Raw genomic sequence first — 16,473 nt, forward strand, 5'->3', positions numbered from 1 at the left:
CGTTTGCGGACCTCAGGGACGGTCGCTCGTCCAGCCGGCTGGGCGCGCCACATCATGAATCTGATGGCGGCTGGTGACACCGAGCTTGGGGAACGACCGATACAGGTGGTTGGACACCGTTCGCACCGACAGGTTCAAGATGCTCGCGATCTGCGGGTTGGTGTACCCCTCGCTGACGAGGTAGACGACGTTGTGTTCCTGCGAGCTCAATGTGCCGGTCTGCACCGACGACGAATGCGGTCGCACCCCGGCCGCCCGCAACTCACGGGTGCACAGGTCGACCCACGGCGCCGCGCCGAGGTCCTGCATGACGGTCAGGGCCGCGGCCAATTGATGCTGGCAGTCCCGGCGCCGTCGGTGCCGGCGCAGCCATCCAGCGTAACTGATGCGCAGCCGCGCCCGCTCGAACGGCCACCGGTTGCCTGCCGGATCGGCGAGCGCCTCGACATAGCGCGCCCCGGCGGTCTCTGGATTGAGGACGGCGTCCGCATGCGCGACCAGCTGGGTCAACCGCGGTGACACGGATCTGGGTAGATGACTCACAATCCGGGTCAGTTGTTCGCGGGCCCGGTCGATGCGGCCCGTCAGCACCGCGGCCTCGGCGTAATCCGCCAACGCCAGATACGACGCATATGCGTGCAGCGGCAATCCGGACTCGTCGAACAGCTCCGCCAGTTCGGCGTGGGCGGTCGTGTCCTGGTTCTCGGCCAGGGCGATCGAACCCGCGATGTGGTGCATCCACGCCGCCAGCGCGGGCCGGTCCCGGAAATCTGCCAACGCCGCGGCCGACTTGAGGCGCGCACGGCCGGTGGCGATCTGCCCGCGCCGGGCCGCCACGGTGGCGATCACCAGATCCGCGATCCGCGCGACGACCGGAACGCCGGCGACGGCCGCCGAGGAACTCATGGTGGTTGCCGCGTCGACGGCCTCGTCCCAGCGGCCCGATTCGACGAAGGCCCAGGACAGGGCGGTCGAGGCCAAGCCACCGAAGCGCGGCGCCAGCGCTCCGGTGTGCGCGCCGCGCAGGCAGCGCACCGCCAGGTCAGGTTCGCCGGCGAGCCAGGCCGCCGCCCCGACCGCGGTGAGCCCGACGGCGTCGCCGACCCGGCCGGACAGCGCGACGATCTCCGGCGACATCAGATGGGCCCGGTGCGGATCGGTGGCGGTACGGATCCAGAGCCGGTCGGCGAGGGCGGGCACGTTCCGGGGTGCCGCGGTGTCCTCCAACTGCCGCAGCAGGCGGGTGACACCACATCGCCCCGCGGCGTCGTCGGCGATGAAGGTGACCGTCGCGGCCACCCGCAGCGACTCCCAGGCGACCGCCGGAGCGACGTCGATCGCCAGGCCGGCCGACTCCAGCAGCAGGTCCAGCACCCGCTGGTTGTCGGCATCCCAGCAGCGCGCCGATCCCAACTCGGTGTGGGCGCGCACCCGGGAGATGACGTCATCGACGCCGTCGAGCGCACACCGGCTCAGCGCCGCGGCCCAGTGCGGGTCGCCGGCGTTGCGGGCCAGGGGCGCGGCGCGCACCAGATGCCGGGCATGTTCGCCGATATCGGTGGTCAGCATCGCCGCGCGCTGCATGGTCACGGCGGCGGCCAGGTAGCCATCCCGGCGCAGCACCTCGTCGCAGGTGTCGGCCAGCTGCGCGGCCAGCGCATCGTCGGGCTTGAGCGCCGCTTGCGCGCGATGCCAGACCTGCCGGTGCGGTAGCGCGGCCAGGGCATCGGCGAGCCTGAGATGTGCCGCCGAGCGGGCTGCCGCCGGGGCCCGGTGATACGCCGCGGACCGCAGCAGCGGATCGAGGAACCGCACGCCGCCGGGCTCGACCCGGACGATCCCGGCGATCTCGGCCGGGGCGAGGACCTCGGGGTCCGCCAGTGCCGCGGGCATCAGATGCCGCAGATCGTGGTCGGAGGCCGCCGCGAGCACGAGCAGCGCGGCCCGCGTCGTTCCGGGCAGCAGTGCAAGGCGGCGGCTGTAGAAACCGAGGCTCGCGGCGGGCAGCGCCAGGGGCTCGGCGGCGGGGCCCACCGTGAGGTCAGCGGCCGCGGCGGTCTCGGCGAAGGCGATGACGGCCGCGGGGTTGCCCGCGGCGGCCGTCAGCACCTGCTCGCGGCGCAAGCCCCGCGGTACCGATGGCTGCCGGTCGAGCAGCACGGCAGCGTCACCGCGCTCGAGCGGCGAAAGTTCGATCTCGACGGCGCGGCCGTCCCCGCTGAGGATCTTTCCGGCCGTGGCCGGGATCGCCAGCACGACGGTCAACGACCGCCCTGCGCTGCGACGGGCCGCGAATATCATCGCCGTGCGCGACGGGGCGTCGAGCCACTGCCCGTCGTCGATGCAGACCAGGACCGACTGCCGTTTCTCCACCGCGTCCAGGAGGCCGAGCAGCGCCATGGCGACCCGGACGGTCTCGAGTTGCTCCCCGCTGGGCGACCGCAGCGCCTCGTCGATGACGCGCTGGTACTGCCGCGCCTCGTCGCCCCAGCAGCCCAGGGCGTGCACGAGCTGGTGGACGCCGGCGAACGGGGTATCGGCTTCACCCGGCGTTCCGGCGATCGACAGCACCCGGAACCCGAGCTCACATGCGTGCCGGCAGGCGACGTCGAGCAGTGCGGTCTTGCCGGACCCGGCGGCACCGGACACCACCACGGTGCGCCCGCGCGGGGTGTCGCTGATCGCGGCCATCAACCGCGAAAGTTGTTCGCCGCGACCGACGAGTTCCGGGGGCGGCGCGGCCAACCGTTCCGGACAGGGCTCAGCGACCACACCACCTCCTGTGATCCACGTCCCACCCGATGCCGAACGTTAGGCAGGCCTCACCTCACTGTCAACTAATTAGTTAGTTAGCAAACGCCGACCCGGCAGCTAAAATCTCCGGAATGGGCCACCCGCGAGATTCCGACGCCACGCGCGCGCGGCTGCTCTGCGCGGCGACCACCGAATTCGCCCAGTACGGCATCGCCGGAGCGCGGGTTGATCGCATCGCCGCCAACGCCGGCGCCAACAAGGCGCAGATCTATCACTACTTCGGCAGCAAAGATCAGCTGTTCGACGCCGTCTGGGCCGCGATGACGCAGAAGTTCTTCGCCGACAGCCCGGTGGTCGCCGACGACCTGCCCGCGTACGCCGCCCATCTGATCGATGTCTATGCCGGCCAGCCCGAAGTCGGCCGGCTGATCTCCTGGCACCGGCTGGAGCGAGCCGACGACACCGCCGCGGGGTTTCCCGGCGAGACGATGCACGAACAGATCGCGTCCATCGCCGCCGCCCAGGCCGACGGCAAGCTCACGGGTGAGCTGCCCGCGCCGGTGCTGTTCACCCTGGTGCTCACCATCGCGTCGATGTGGCACAACCTCAGCCCCACGCTGCTCGCCGTGATCGGCATCGACGACCATGCCCAGCGCAAGGCCATCGTCTGCGACGCGGTGACGCGCCTGATCAGCACCTCGGCCGGCGACACCGACGAGCCGAGCGCCAGGACACGCCGGGCAAATGTGCATCCGCCAAACCCGTTGCCCTAGACTGCCCTTCGACCAAGGAGGAGTCTTCGGGTGCGGGCTTATGCAGCGCCCAGCACCCAGGCTTTGCGGGGCTGGCAGCGTCGGGCTTTGGTGCGGTATCTGACCGCCAAGCCACGTGATTTTCTTGCGGTCGCGACCCCGGGCGCAGGCAAAACGACCTTCGCGCTGCGGATCGCCGGCGAGCTGCTGACGGAGCGCACCGTCGACCAGGTTGTGGTCGTCGTCCCGACCGAGCACCTCAAGACCCAGTGGGCGGAAGCCGCGGCGCGCGTCGGCATGGCGCTCGATCCCAAGTTCAGCAACTCGACGGGCCAGACGTCGTCGGACTACCACGGCATCGTCGTCACCTATGCCCAGGTGGCCAGCCACCCGACGAAGCACCGGGTGCGCACCGAGAACCACAAGACCCTGGTGATCTTCGATGAGGTCCACCACGGCGGCGACTCGAAGAGCTGGGGCGAGGCCATCCGCGAGGCCTACGACGACGCGACGCGGCGCCTCTGCCTGACCGGGACCCCGTTCCGGTCCGACGACAGCCCCATCCCCTTCGTGCAGTACGAGCCCGACGGCAGCGGCCATCAGCAGTCGGTGGCCGACCACACCTACGGCTACTCCGATGCGCTCGCCGACGGCGTGGTCCGCCCGGTGGTGTTCATGGCGTACTCGGGCGAGGCCCGCTGGCGCGACAGCGCCGGCGAGGAGCACGCGGCCCGCCTCGGCGAACCGCTCACCGCCGAGCAGACGGCCCGGGCCTGGCGCACCGCGCTGAACCCCGAGGGTGAATGGATGCCCGCGGTGATCGCGGCGGCCAACAAGCGGCTGGGCCAGTTGCGGCAGAGCATCCCGGACGCCGGCGGCATGATCATCGCCACCGACCAGACCACGGCGCGTGCCTACGCCAAGCTGTTGCACACCATCACGGGCGAGGAGGCGACGGTCATCCTGTCGGATGACCCGACGGCATCGGCCCGCATCTCGCAGTTCTCCGAGGGCACCAGCCGCTGGCTCGTCGCGGTCCGCATGGTGTCCGAGGGCGTCGACGTGCCGCGCCTCGCGGTCGGGGTGTACGCCACGAGTGCGTCGACCCCGCTGTTCTTCGCGCAGGCCATCGGCCGGTTCGTGCGCCTGCGCCGCAAGGGCGAGACGGCCAGCATCTTCCTGCCGTCGGTGCCGAACCTGCTGGAGCTGGCCAGCGAGCTGGAGCGCGAGCGCAACCACGTGCTCGGCAAGCCGCACCGCGTGTCCGACGGACTCGACGACGAACTGCTCGAGCAGGCGCAGAAGAAGGAAGACGAGAAGTCGGAGCTGGAGAACGGCTTCGAGATGCTCGGGTCGGACGCCGAGCTGGATCAGGTGATCTTCGACGGCTCGTCGTTCGGTACCGCGACGGAGACCGGCAGCGACGAGGAAGCCGACTACCTGGGCATCCCGGGCCTGCTCGACCCCAGCCAGATGCGTGACCTGCTCAGCAAGCGCCAGGACGAGCAGCTGCAGAAGCGCAGCGCCAAGGCCGCCGCCACGGGCGCGCCGCCCCCACCCATGACGACGCACGGCCAGCTGCGCGAGCTGCGCAAGGAGCTCAACCTGCTGGTGTCGGCGTTCCACCACCGCACCGGCAAGCCGCACGGCTGGATCCACAACGAGTTGCGGCGCCGGCACCCCGGTCCGCCGGTGGCCGCCGCGACCCGCGAGCAGCTGCAGGACCGCATCGCCGCGATCCGGAACATGCAGCGCGAGCTGACGGCCTAGAGCCGTTAGAGCCCCAGCAGCTCCGGCAGATCGGCGACGGAGTCGACCACATAGTTCGGCTGCATCGCGAATTCGTCTGCGGCCCAACGGTCCAGCGTGTCCTGGCGGAACTTGCCGGTGCGCACCAGCACGCCGGTCATCCCGACGACCTGGGCCGCGAGGACGTCGTTGTTGAGGTCGTCGCCGACCATGTACATCTCTTCGGGTTCGACGCCGAGCCGGGCGGCCGCGGCCAGGAACCCGGCGGGTGCGGGCTTGCCGACGGCGGTGCCCTGATAGCCGGTGGTCTGTTCCAGCCCGGCCAGGTAGAGCCCGGTGTCCACCCGCAGGCCGTCGGCGGTGTTCCATGCGTTGCTGCGGTGCATGGCGACGACGGGCACGCCGCGGGCCATCCAGTCGTAGACCCAGCTGAGGGTCAGATGCGTGTATTCGGGTCCCGCGCCACCGAGCAGCACGACGTCGGGCGTGTCGGGCTGCTGTGGGCCGGCGAAGTCGGACGCGTACACCAGATCGACACCGGGCATGTCGGCACCGATCTGGCCGCTGTTCACCAGGAAACATCGGGCGCCGGGGTAGCGGTCGCGCACGTAGTCGGCGGTCAGCACCGCGGCGGTGACGACCTCGTCGGCGGCGACGTCAATGCCTGCCGCACACAGCAATTCGGCGATCTGCTGGCGGGTGCGGGTGGTGGTGTTGGTGAGGAACGAGCGGGCGATCTGGTGCTCCTCCAGCGCCCGCAGGGTCTCGGCCGCACCGTCGATCGGACGCCACGAGGTCACCAGGACACCATCGATGTCGAAGAGCACCCCGCCGATTGCCATGGTGCCGACAGTAAACGCCCGCCGCTCCCGCGCAACTCAGGCGGTCCGCTCGGTAGTGTCTTCGGCCATGACCACCAAATGGACCGCCAATGATGTGCCGGACCAGACAGGGCGCGTGGCGATCGTCACCGGCTCCAACACCGGGCTGGGTTACGAGACGGCGCGGGTGTTGGCGGGCAAGGGCGCTCGCGTGGTGCTGGCGGTGCGCGACACCGCCAAGGGGGACGACGCCGCCGCACGGCTGCGGGCGAGCACCCCGAACGCCGACGTCGTCGTGCAGAAGCTGGACCTGGGATCGCTGACCTCGGTCCGCGCGGCGGCCGACGACCTGCGCGCGGCCTATCCGCGGATCGACCTGCTGATCAACAACGCCGGCGTGATGTACCCGCCCAAGCAGACGACCGCCGACGGCTTCGAATTGCAGTTCGGCACCAACCATCTCGGCGCCTTCGCGCTCACCGGCCTGCTCATCGAGAACCTGCTGTCCGTCCCCGGCTCGCGGGTGGTGACGCTCGGCAGCATCGCGCACCGCATCCTGGGCAAGATCGACTTCACCGACCTGCAGTGGGAGAAGCGCCGCTACAACCGGGTCGCCGCCTACGGCCAGTCGAAGCTGGCCAACCTGATGTTCGCCTATGAGCTGCAACGCCGGCTCGTGGCCACCAATGCCGAGACCATCTCGGTCGCGGCGCATCCGGGCATCTCCAACACCGAGCTGATGCGCCACATCCCCGGTTCGAGCCTGCCCGGGTTCAACGCCCTGAGCGGGCTGGTCGCCAACAGCCCCGAGGTCGGCGCGCTGGCCACGTTGCGCGCCGCCGTCGATCCGGATGCGCGCGGCGGCGAGTACTACGGCCCGTCCGGTATCCGGCAGCTGGTCGGCCACCCGGTGCTGGTGCAGTCGAGCGCCCAGTCGCACGACGCCGGCATTCAGCGGCGGCTGTGGGCGGTGTCCGAAGAGCTCACCGGCGTCACCTTCGCGATCTAGCGTCATGCGGACCGTCGAGGAACATCAGCAGGTCGTCGCCGGCTTGATCAGCGCCCGGCCGGCCGTCGCCGTACCGCTGGCCGAGGCCCTCGGGCTCGCCCTGGCCGAGGATGTGGTGGCGCCGCTGTCACTGCCCGGTTTCGACAACTCGGCAATGGACGGCTATGCCGTCCTGGCCACCGACGTGGCCACCGCCACTGCCGAAAATCCCGTGAAACTGCCTGTCGCCGAAGACATTCCGGCCGGCCGCACCGACCTGCTGACCTTGGCGCCCGGCACCGCGCACCGGATCATGACGGGCGCCATGCTGCCGGCCGGGGCCACCGCGGTGGTCCAGGTGGAGGCCACGGACGGGGCGACCGATGTCGTGTCCATCTACTCGGCGGTCCCCGAAGGTCGCAGCATCCGGCGCGCGGGCGAGGACGTCACCGCCGGGATGACGGTGCTGTCCGCCGGTGAGGTGCTGTCCCCCGCGGCGCTGGGCCTGGCCGCCGCCCTCGGCTTGGCCGAGCTGAAAGTGATTCCGCGGCAACGGGTCCTGGTGTTGTCCACCGGGACCGAGCTCGTCACGCCGGGCACCCCGCTGCAGCCGGGCCAGATCTACGAGTCGAACGCCGTCATGCTGGCCGCCGCGCTGCGGGAGGCCGGCGCCGACGTCACGACCGCACCGGCGACGTCCGATGACGTCGCGCTGTTCCGGGAGACCCTGGCCGGTCATGCTGCCGGCGTCGACCTGATCGTCACCACGGGCGGCGTCAGCGCCGGCGCCTACGAGGTGGTGAAGGACGCGCTTTCGGGCGATGTCGAGTTCGTGAAGGTCGCCATGCAGCCCGGCATGCCGCAGGGCGCCGGACGCTTGAAGGACACACCCAACGGCACCTCGATTATCACGCTGCCGGGCAACCCGGTGTCGGCGCTGGTTTCGTTCGAGGTGTTCATCCGGCCCCCGCTGCGCGCCGCGATGGGGCTGCCGTCGCAACGGCCGCGCCGCTCGGCGACCCTCACCGAGAAGCTGACCTCCCCCGCCGGGAAACGCCAGTTCCGCCGCGGCGTGCTCGGCACCGATGAACAGGTCAGCAGCTACGGCCCGCCGGCGTCGCACCACCTGCGGTGGCTGGCGACGGCAAACTGCCTGCTGGACATCGGCGAGGACGTGGTCGAATTACCGGCTGGATCGCCCGTGCCCGTCTGGGATCTCAGTTAGAGCCCCGCAAACCGTAGAATCGAGTCCCCATGGCCAGACCTGCGCGCCCCCCAGCTGACACCCCAGAGTCCGAACTGTCCCGTTTCGTCGACCTGGTCCGTTCCACCGTTCCCCCGATGCACCCGGCCGGGCTGCCGTTCGTCGGTGGCGCCCTCGGCGTCGCCGCGATCGGCCACCGCAAGCGCTGGGTCCGGGCGGCCGGTCTGGCCGCGGCCGCCGCGTGCGCCGGGTTCTTCCGGCATCCGCCGCGGACGCCACCGAGCCGGCCCGGCGTCGTCGTCGCCCCGGCCGACGGCCTGGTGACGCTCATCGACGAGGCCGTCCCGCCCGCCGAGCTGAACCTCTCGGACGAGCCGCTGCCGCGGGTCAGCATCTTCCTGTCGCTGTTCGACGCGCATGTGCAGCGCGCGCCGGTGGCCGGTGAGGTCATCACCGTCAAGCACAAGCCGGGCCAGTTCCTGTCCGCCGACAAGGCCGAGGCCAGCGAGGACAACGAGCGCAACAGCATCTGGCTGCGCACCGCCGACGGCCATGACGTCGTCGCGGTGCAGCTGGCCGGTCTGCTGGCCCGCCGCATCGTGTGCGACACCCACCCGGGTGCGCACCTGGCGCTCGGCGAGACGTACGGCCTGATCCGGTTCGGCTCCCGCCTGGACACCTACCTGCCCAAGGGCTCGGTGATCGAGGTCGAGATCGGGCAGCGCGCCATCGGCGGCGAGACCGTGCTGGCAGAGCTCCCGACCACCGGATCGCCGGCATGAAACCCCGGATCAAGACTCCGCAGGTGAGCCTGCGGAAGCTGGTCCCCAGCGCCCTGACGGTCGCGGCGATCTGCCTGGGTCTGTCGGCGGTGAAGTACGCCCTCGACCACCGGCCCACCGAGGCCATGGCACTGCTGGCCGGTGCCGCGATCCTCGACGCGCTCGACGGCCGCGCCGCCCGCATGCTGAACGCGACGTCCAAGATGGGCGCCGAGATCGACTCGCTGGCCGACGCCGTGAACTTCGGCGTGGCGCCGGCGTTCATCGTGTACGCGACGCTGCTGGAGCACAACACCTCGCCGCTGGCGTGGATCGTGGTGCTGCTGTACGCGGTGTGCATCGTGCTGCGCCTGGCCCGCTTCAACGCGATGCTCGACGTGGAGGGCCCGGCGTTCGAGAAGGAGTTCTTCACCGGCATGCCGGCCCCGGCCGGCGCGATCGGCGCCATCGGCCCGCTGGCGGCCAAGATGCAGTTCCCGGGCCCGTGGTGGGATTCGCACTGGGGTCAGGTGTTCATCTGCGTGTGGCTGATCGGTGTCTCGCTGCTGGTGGTCAGCACCGTGCCGATGCGCAAGGTGCACACGTTCGCCATTCCGCCGAACATGGCGTTGCCGCTGCTGGCGCTGCTGGCCATCCTGGTGGCCGCCTCGGTGATGTACGGCTACATCGTGATCCTGGTGATCATCGTCGCCTACGTGTTGCACATCCCGTTCGCCATCCGCACCAAGGCCTGGCTGCGTGCGCACCCCGAAGTCTGGGACGACAAACCGCGGGAACAGCGGCAGGCCCGCCGCGCCATCCGCCGTGCGCAGCCGCGGCGCACCGACCGCGGCCAGCGCCGGTCCACGGCCCGACTGCGGTTGCGTAGGCCGGGTCCGCGTCGATGACGCAGGGCGTGCGGGACGCGGCGTCACCTGAACCCCCACCGGGCCAATTGCGGCTCACCGCACGGCTCAACACCTCGGCACTCGACGCCCGTCGCGGCGTGGTGATGCTGCACCCGGAAGCGATTGCTGCCCTGGGTATCCGCGAGTGGGACGCGGTGTCGCTGACCGGCACGCGCACCACCTGCGCGGTGGTCGGTGTCGCCGCCGCCGGCACTCCCCCGGGCACCGCACTGCTCGACGACGTGACGCTGTCCAATGCCGGCATCCGGGCCGACGCGCCGGTGCTGGTGTCACCCGCGACGGTGTACGGCGCCCGCTCGGTGACCGTCAGCGGTTCGCGGCTGGCCAGCAGTTCGATATCGCCGGCGACGTTGCGAATGGCGTTGCTGGGCAAGGTGATGACGGTCGGCGACACGGTGTCGCTGCTGCCGCGGGACCTGGGCCCGGGCACCTCGACGTCGGCGGCCACCGCGGCGCTGGCCACCCAGGTCGGCATCACCTGGACCTCGGAGCTGCTCACCGTGACGGGCGTCGACCCCGCCGGCCCGGTCAGTGTGCAGCCGAATTCGGTGGTCACCTGGAGCGACACGACCGTCGTCACGGCCACCGCGGCCGCGCAGCCGGTGATCTCGCCGGCCGAAACCGGTGCCGCCCAAGCTCTTTCGATCGATGATCTCAAGGGCATGACCGCCCAGGTGACCCGGCTGACCGAGTGGCTCAAGCTGGCTCTGGACGAGCCCCAGTTGCTCGAAACCCTCGGCGCCACCGCCAATCTGGGAGTCCTGGTGTCTGGGCCCGCGGGCGTCGGGAAGGCCGCCATGGTGCGGACGGTGTGCGCGTCGCGTCGCCTGGTCGAGCTCGACGGGCCGGAGGTCGGGGCGCTGCGCGCGGAGGACCGGCTGGCCGGTGTCGCCGCTGCCGTGAGTTCGGTGCGCGACGGCGGTGGCGTCCTGCTGATCACCGACGTCGACGCGCTGTTGCCCGCCGTCGCCGAACCCGTGGCCACGTTGATCCTGACCGAGCTCCGCAAGGCCGTCGCCAGCCGCGGTGTGGCATTCATCGCGACGTCCGCCGTGCCCGACGGTGTGGACGCCCGCCTTCGCGCTCCCGATCTCTGCGACCGTGAGCTGGGACTGACCCTGCCCGACGCCGCCACTCGCAAGGCGTTGCTGGAGGTGCTGCTGCGGTCGGTGCCCGCCAAGGATTTGAACCTGGACGAGATCGCCGAACGCACACCGGGATTCGTCGTCGCCGATCTGGCGGCCCTGGTGCGTGAGGCCGCGCTGCGGGCGGCCGCCCGAGCCAGCGCCGACGGCGCCGAACCCGCCCTGACGCAGGATGACCTGACCGGCGCGCTCTCGGTGATCCGGCCGCTGTCGCGGTCGGCGACCGAGGAGGTCGCGGTCGGGTCGGTGACCCTCGACGACGTCGGCGACATGGTCGCGACCAAACAGGCGCTGACCGAAGCGGTGCTGTGGCCGCTGCAGCACCCGGACACCTTCGAGCGGCTGGGCGTGGAACCACCCCGCGGGGTGCTGCTGTACGGGCCGCCCGGCTGCGGCAAGACATTCCTGGTGCGGGCGCTGGCCAGCTCCGGCCGGTTGTCGGTGCATGCCGTCAAGGGCGCCGAGTTGATGGACAAATGGGTCGGCTCGTCGGAGCGCGCGGTGCGCGAATTGTTCCAGCGCGCACGCGATTCCGCGCCGTCGCTGGTGTTCCTCGACGAGATGGATGCGCTGGCGCCGCGCCGTGGGCAGAGCTTCGATTCCGGCGTCACCGACCGCGTGGTGGCCGCGTTGCTCACCGAGCTGGACGGCATCAACCCGCTGCGCGATGTCGTGGTGGTGGGCGCCACCAACCGGCCGGATCTGATCGACCCCGCGCTGTTGCGGCCGGGCCGGCTGGAGAAGCTGGTCTTCGTCGAGCCGCCCGACGCCGAGGCCCGTCGCGAAATCCTGCGTACCGCAAGCAAATCCATTCCCCTGGCGCCCGACGTCGACCTCGGCGAGCTGGCCGGTGAGCTCGACGGTTACAGCGCTGCGGACTGCGTCGCCCTGCTGCGCGAGGCCGCGCTGACCGCGATGCGCCGGTCGATCGACGCCGCCGATGTCACCGCGGCCGACGTGGCCAAGGCCCGCGAGACGGTGCGGCCGTCACTGGATCCCGTTCAGGTGCAATCACTTCGGGAGTTCGCCGAGGGCCGCTAGGACCCTGCCAGACCCACGACGGCGCGCATCGCGGCCCGGACGCGGCGTTCCAGCTCACCGGGGTCGGTGCTGTCGAACTTGCCGTCCAGGAACAGGAATGCCAGGCCGTGCACGAGCGCCCAGACGGCGTCGCTCAACGCGTCGGCGTCCGCATCCGGAAACACGCGGGCGATGTTCGCGCGGAGGTAGGTCGAGATCGCCGCGACGGCGTCGGCCCGCTCGGGGCTGCCGGCATCGCCCTGCTCGCTGAACATCGCCCGGAAGAGCGCGGGACGCCGCAGCGCGAATCGGACGTAGGCGATGGCGACGTCGGCGATCTCGTCGGCTGTCGAGGGGGTCTGGCTGACGGCCACGAGGTCCTGAGCCAGTTCGCGATAGCCGACGGCCGCGACGGCTGACATCAGCGCGTCGCGGTCCTGGTAGTGCCGGTAAGGGGCGGCCGCGGTGACCCCGGCGTGCCGGGCGACGGCGCGCATCGACAGCGCCGCGGCGCCTTCCTCTTCCAGCAGCGCCAGCGCCGACTGCACCAGGGCGGTCCGCAGATCGCCGTGGTGGTACGTCACTTTCGCCGTCATCCTGCGTCCCGTCTCACAAATGTTGACACTGTTTACATTGCCCCATATAAATGTGAGCAGCGTTCACATCGTACGACCCGAAGGCAACCGACCACCGATGAACCAGCCCGTCCCCCACCACCACGTCGCGATCGTGGTCACCGGCCCAGGCGCGCTCGCGGCGGCGGTCCGGCTGCACCAGGCGGCGGTCGACGACATCGTGCTGGTCGACCACGCCACCGACGATGTGCTGGCACTGCACTGGCGGGCCGACCGGCAGCACTGGCACATCACGACCGCGAGCGGCGAGCAGACGGCGACCCACGTCGTCGTCGACACCGACGCTCTGGCCGACCGGCTGGTCGGCACCGCGGGCGTCTCCATGGCCGAGACCTGGGACGGCGAGCCCGTCGCCTATCTGGGCACATCCGTCCACGGCTTCCCGAACTGCTACCTGGTGCACGGCCCGGACATCGGCCTGCGCCACAACTCGGTCGAACAGATGCGAGAGTCGCAGGCGGAGTACCTCGCCGCGGCAGTGACCTACGCCCGCGACTTCGGCTTCGCCGCGGTCGAACCGACACCGGCGGCCCAACAGAACTACGGCGACTTCCGGCCGCGGCGCACTGCCGATTTCCGCCGGCGCACCAACCGCTTCACCCCGAGGGATCATCTGGTCCAGCGACCGGTGCGCGAGCCGGTCGCCGTCAGCGCGGCGGGTCGCCTCGCCACCGAAAGCTGTTGACGTACTTGCCCATATCCGCGGCCAGCTCCAGGCTGACCCCGGTCGGCGGCCCCGAGCCCGGACCGAATTCGCTGAACGGTCCGGCCGCGGCGGCGATCAACGCGAGGTCGTCCTTGACGGCCACCATGACCAGGATGCGGGTGCGTGAGGCCACGACGTTCTGTCCGTCCGGCCAGTCGTCGGCAGCGACGCCGTAACCCGGGTGGTACCCCACCAACGTGTTGGGTATCTCGTAGGCCACCCGCGAGTCGGGAAACTTGTCCAACAGCAACGTCATGGTGATGTCCCTGGCGTCGCGGCCCCGCGCCGGTTCGCCCCACAGCCGCATGATCCCGCCGGTGCCACCGGTGTATTGGGCCGTCACACCGGTGTCGTCCATGGTCACCGAATAGGCGGTACCCGGCGCCGGGTAGGAGACGCTGAAGGCACCGTCGGGGGCGGTGAAGCGCGGGTTGATCACCACGGGCTTCCCCATCGGCGGGTGACCGCAATTGGGTGGGCACTGATACCGCGCCACCGGTTGGGTCGTCGCAGCGGCGACGCCGACCAGGCCGAGCGCCAGCACCACCACCACCGCCGTCCAGATCGCGACCAGCCGCGGCGCGGACAGTGCGCGCGCGGCGTGGGGGGCGGCGCCGCCAGGTTCTTCGTGCCGCAACGCCAGCCGCAGGACCAGACGGAGCAGCAGCACCCCCAGCCCGGCGAACGCGATGTGCCAGGCCAGCTTCGCCCACTGCGAGATGTCGGCCGAATCCTCGTCACCGAGCCACATGTGCGCCAGCACCGGCACGACCGCGATCAGCAGTACCCGCCACCAGATCCGGCTGCCGCGGGGCCGGAACCACAGTGCGGCACCGAGCATGCCGGCGGCGGCCGCCGCGGTGATGGGCATGGTGATGCCACGGATCACGGCGTCGATGAGAAAATCCGCCAACGGCTGGTCGTGGTCGACGAGTCCCGAATCCAGCTGGGCGAACATCCGGACCGCTGTGGTCGCGGCGGTCAGGCCCAAGGCGCCGCTCGCGCCGATGACATAGCCGTACAACGCTTTTCGGTCACCGGGACTGAAGAGCCGGAGAAGCAGTGCGGGCGCGATGACCAACAGCGCCTCCACCGCCGAGAGGCCGGCCTCGACAGTCCGCAGATGCACTGCGGCAACGCCACTTTCGAGCGGGACACCGTAGGCACGCGCGACGACGGCGCCGGACCCGAGGGCGAAGGCCACGCCGAACGCGATGCCGAGGCCCGCACTCACGAGCAGCCGGGCCTGCGCCGCGCCCTGGTAGTCCAACTGTCGGATGTACAGCGCGAACAGCAGCGGAATCCCCACGGCCACAAGCGAGATGAACAAACCGGGAAGCCGCAGTGCCGCGGCGCCGGCGAGCCATGCGACGAAGACGGCCACACCGATCTGGAACGCCCGGTGGCTGCGTGCCGGGAGCTGCGGGAACAGCGTGCTCACCAGTCCGATGCCGCTCATCCGGTTGTCCCCTGCGCCACCAGCAGGCTGCGCGCCAGCTTGTCGACATCGGGCGTGCCAAGACCGGTGACGGAGTCGAAGCCGGGGCCGGCCATCGCGACCGCGTTACCGCCCACGGTGACATCGTGGAACGCCGGAAGGCGGCCGGCCCGCTCCAGGCGGTACAGCAACGGGTTCAGGTCGCCGAGCAGTCGTCCGCCATGATCGAGCAGGTACTGGTCGATCACCGCGGCCATCCCGGCCCAGATCGGCGCGGACATGGACGTGCCACCGGCCAGCACCGTTTCACCGCCGAAGACCATGCGGGCTCCGGTGAAGAAGTCCGCGACCGCCGAGATGTCCGGGACCAGCCGCTTGTTGCGGCCGCGGTCCGACGGCACACCCCGTTGCCATGCCGGGCGGTCGAACAGGGCCGACGCCCCGCCGCCACTGCCGTGCGTCAGCGGCACGTCGAACCAGGCCAACTCACCCAGCCACTGGCCGTGCTCGTCGGTGGACAGCGTGGTGCCGCCGACGGCCGTCATCTCGGGCACCGACGCCACCGAGTCCAGGCCGATGTCGTCGATGCTCGGCGGTGCCGACCAGTCCTGCCCGCCTTTGCATTCCAGGCCCGCCAGGTCACCACTGGCGTCGAATGCGGTGGTGCCGCTCCGGTGCGCCCGCGCCAGGGCCGAGCGCACCGGCGCCAGATCGGCAGCGGTGAGCATCTTGTCGCAGCCCCAGCCGATCGACAGGCTCCACTCGGCGCCGGGGAAGCGCCGGTCGGCGTCGGCCATCATCTCGCCGATCTTGCGGTAGGCACCGTCGCCGGACACCGTCGGCCGGGCATTGACGTAGACGGTTCGGGCATCGGGCGCGATGGCGTGCGCCATCTGGAGATCCATCGTGGTTTCGCCGGTGCGCTCGGATGGCATGTCCCCCACCACGATGGGGGTGAAGCGCGGCAGCTGGTTCAGGTCGGCGAACATGTCGAGATCGGATTGATCGAAGCCGTCGAAACCGAAGATGACGATGGTCCGTCCCTTGCCCGTGTAGCCCTGATCGGACAGCGGAAAGACGTTGTAGGCGCGGCGCAGATCCTGGGCCGTGAGACCACCGGCGGGCACGTCACGCGGCATGATCAGCGGCCGCGACTCCCGGAACGGCGTGTAGCCGAGGAGCCTGCCGAATCCGCTCAGTTCGGGCACCAGCGACTGCGGCGGCTCAGGCTGACTGGTCGCGGCGTAGAAGGTCTGCCCGCGGCGCCCGCGGTAGTCGCGGACCTCGACGCGCAACGCCCGCGCCATGGCACGGGCGTCGCCTTCGACGGTGGCCCAGTCGTCGCCGGGCCGCCAGTGCACCGAAAGCCCTGCGGCTCTTGCCCATTGGATCAGCCCGTCGGGCCGCGTGGCACGTGTCAGCGCAGCGGTGAGTTCGACGTGCGCTGCTGCCGAGGGGCCGAGATCGACCGACGCCGAGAGCAGGTGGGCCAGTGGACCGGACAGGGACAGCCGTCCGCCCCGCTCAGCAGGCGGGCCGGCGGACGCCAGCGCCGTCAACCCCGCGGCTAC

The 16,473-nt window shown here is 70.7% G+C and carries 13 protein-coding genes; 8 read left to right on the forward strand and 5 right to left on the reverse strand.

Going from position 1 to position 16,473, the window contains the following annotated elements; translation table 11 throughout:
* Positions 1-12 precede the first annotated feature (12 nt).
* Entirely contained in the window at positions 13-2,772 is a 2,760-nt protein-coding gene (locus VXD91_RS17480; protein WP_318986627.1) for a LuxR family transcriptional regulator, read from the reverse strand.
* A 113-nt stretch (positions 2,773-2,885) separates the two neighbouring features.
* Between VXD91_RS17480 and VXD91_RS17485 the strand changes: the two genes are divergently transcribed.
* Both VXD91_RS17485 and VXD91_RS17490 read left to right on the forward strand, forming a co-directional pair.
* The gene (locus tag VXD91_RS17485; protein ID WP_318986628.1) at positions 2,886-3,527 is read left to right on the forward strand and encodes a TetR family transcriptional regulator; all 642 of its coding nucleotides are present in this window, start codon (positions 2,886-2,888) and stop codon (positions 3,525-3,527) included.
* 30 nt (positions 3,528-3,557) lie between these two features.
* Entirely contained in the window at positions 3,558-5,276 is a 1,719-nt protein-coding gene (locus VXD91_RS17490; RefSeq protein ID WP_318986629.1) for a DEAD/DEAH box helicase, read from the forward strand.
* 5 nt (positions 5,277-5,281) lie between these two features.
* On the opposite strand, the gene VXD91_RS17495 is transcribed toward VXD91_RS17490, so the two are convergent.
* Positions 5,282-6,097: an HAD-IIA family hydrolase gene (locus VXD91_RS17495; RefSeq protein WP_318986630.1), complete on the reverse strand. Its 816-nt coding sequence runs from the start codon at positions 6,095-6,097 to the stop codon at positions 5,282-5,284.
* Positions 6,098-6,164: 67 nt separating this feature from the next.
* On the opposite strand from VXD91_RS17495, the gene VXD91_RS17500 reads away from it, so the two are divergent.
* The 5 genes from VXD91_RS17500 to VXD91_RS17520 are packed head-to-tail and all read left to right on the forward strand — an operon-like array spanning position 6,165 to position 12,144.
* On the forward strand, positions 6,165-7,085 hold the full coding sequence (locus VXD91_RS17500; RefSeq protein ID WP_318986631.1) for an SDR family NAD(P)-dependent oxidoreductase: 921 nt from the start codon (positions 6,165-6,167) through the stop codon (positions 7,083-7,085).
* Positions 7,086-7,089: 4 nt separating this feature from the next.
* A complete protein-coding gene (gene glp, locus VXD91_RS17505) occupies positions 7,090-8,289 on the forward strand; it encodes a gephyrin-like molybdotransferase Glp (RefSeq protein ID WP_318986632.1) in 1,200 nt (399 codons plus the stop codon).
* A gap of 29 nt (positions 8,290-8,318) precedes the next feature.
* Positions 8,319-9,050 (forward strand): phosphatidylserine decarboxylase, encoded by a 732-nt coding sequence (locus VXD91_RS17510; protein ID WP_318986633.1) that lies wholly within the window; start codon positions 8,319-8,321, stop codon positions 9,048-9,050.
* Positions 9,047-9,937 carry a CDP-diacylglycerol--serine O-phosphatidyltransferase gene (gene pssA / locus VXD91_RS17515; RefSeq protein WP_318986634.1) on the forward strand — a complete coding sequence of 297 codons (891 nt, stop codon included), beginning with the start codon at positions 9,047-9,049 and terminating at the stop codon, positions 9,935-9,937. Before VXD91_RS17510 ends, pssA begins: the two co-directional genes overlap by 4 nt.
* Complete coding sequence (locus VXD91_RS17520; protein WP_318986635.1) at positions 9,934-12,144, forward strand: AAA family ATPase; 2,211 nt, start codon at positions 9,934-9,936, stop codon at positions 12,142-12,144. Before pssA ends, VXD91_RS17520 begins: the two co-directional genes overlap by 4 nt.
* On the opposite strand, the gene VXD91_RS17525 is transcribed toward VXD91_RS17520, so the two are convergent.
* Positions 12,141-12,719 (reverse strand): TetR/AcrR family transcriptional regulator, encoded by a 579-nt coding sequence (locus VXD91_RS17525; protein WP_318986636.1) that lies wholly within the window; start codon positions 12,717-12,719, stop codon positions 12,141-12,143. The genes VXD91_RS17520 and VXD91_RS17525 overlap by 4 nt on opposite strands.
* 97 nt (positions 12,720-12,816) lie before the next feature.
* Here VXD91_RS17525 and VXD91_RS17530 point away from each other — a divergent pair, with 97 nt between their 5' ends.
* Positions 12,817-13,443 (forward strand): hypothetical protein, encoded by a 627-nt coding sequence (locus tag VXD91_RS17530; RefSeq protein ID WP_318986637.1) that lies wholly within the window; start codon positions 12,817-12,819, stop codon positions 13,441-13,443.
* On the opposite strand, the gene VXD91_RS17535 is transcribed toward VXD91_RS17530, so the two are convergent.
* Both VXD91_RS17535 and VXD91_RS17540 read right to left on the reverse strand, forming a co-directional pair.
* Complete coding sequence (locus VXD91_RS17535) at positions 13,406-14,923, reverse strand: zinc ribbon domain-containing protein (protein ID WP_318986638.1); 1,518 nt, start codon at positions 14,921-14,923, stop codon at positions 13,406-13,408. The genes VXD91_RS17530 and VXD91_RS17535 overlap by 38 nt on opposite strands.
* Complete coding sequence (locus tag VXD91_RS17540; RefSeq protein WP_318986639.1) at positions 14,920-16,461, reverse strand: S53 family peptidase; 1,542 nt, start codon at positions 16,459-16,461, stop codon at positions 14,920-14,922. Before VXD91_RS17540 ends, VXD91_RS17535 begins: the two co-directional genes overlap by 4 nt.
* Positions 16,462-16,473 lie beyond the last annotated feature (12 nt).

This window comes from Mycobacterium sp. SM3041, assembly GCF_039668335.1.
Taxonomy (GTDB): Bacteria; Actinomycetota; Actinomycetes; order Mycobacteriales; family Mycobacteriaceae; genus Mycobacterium.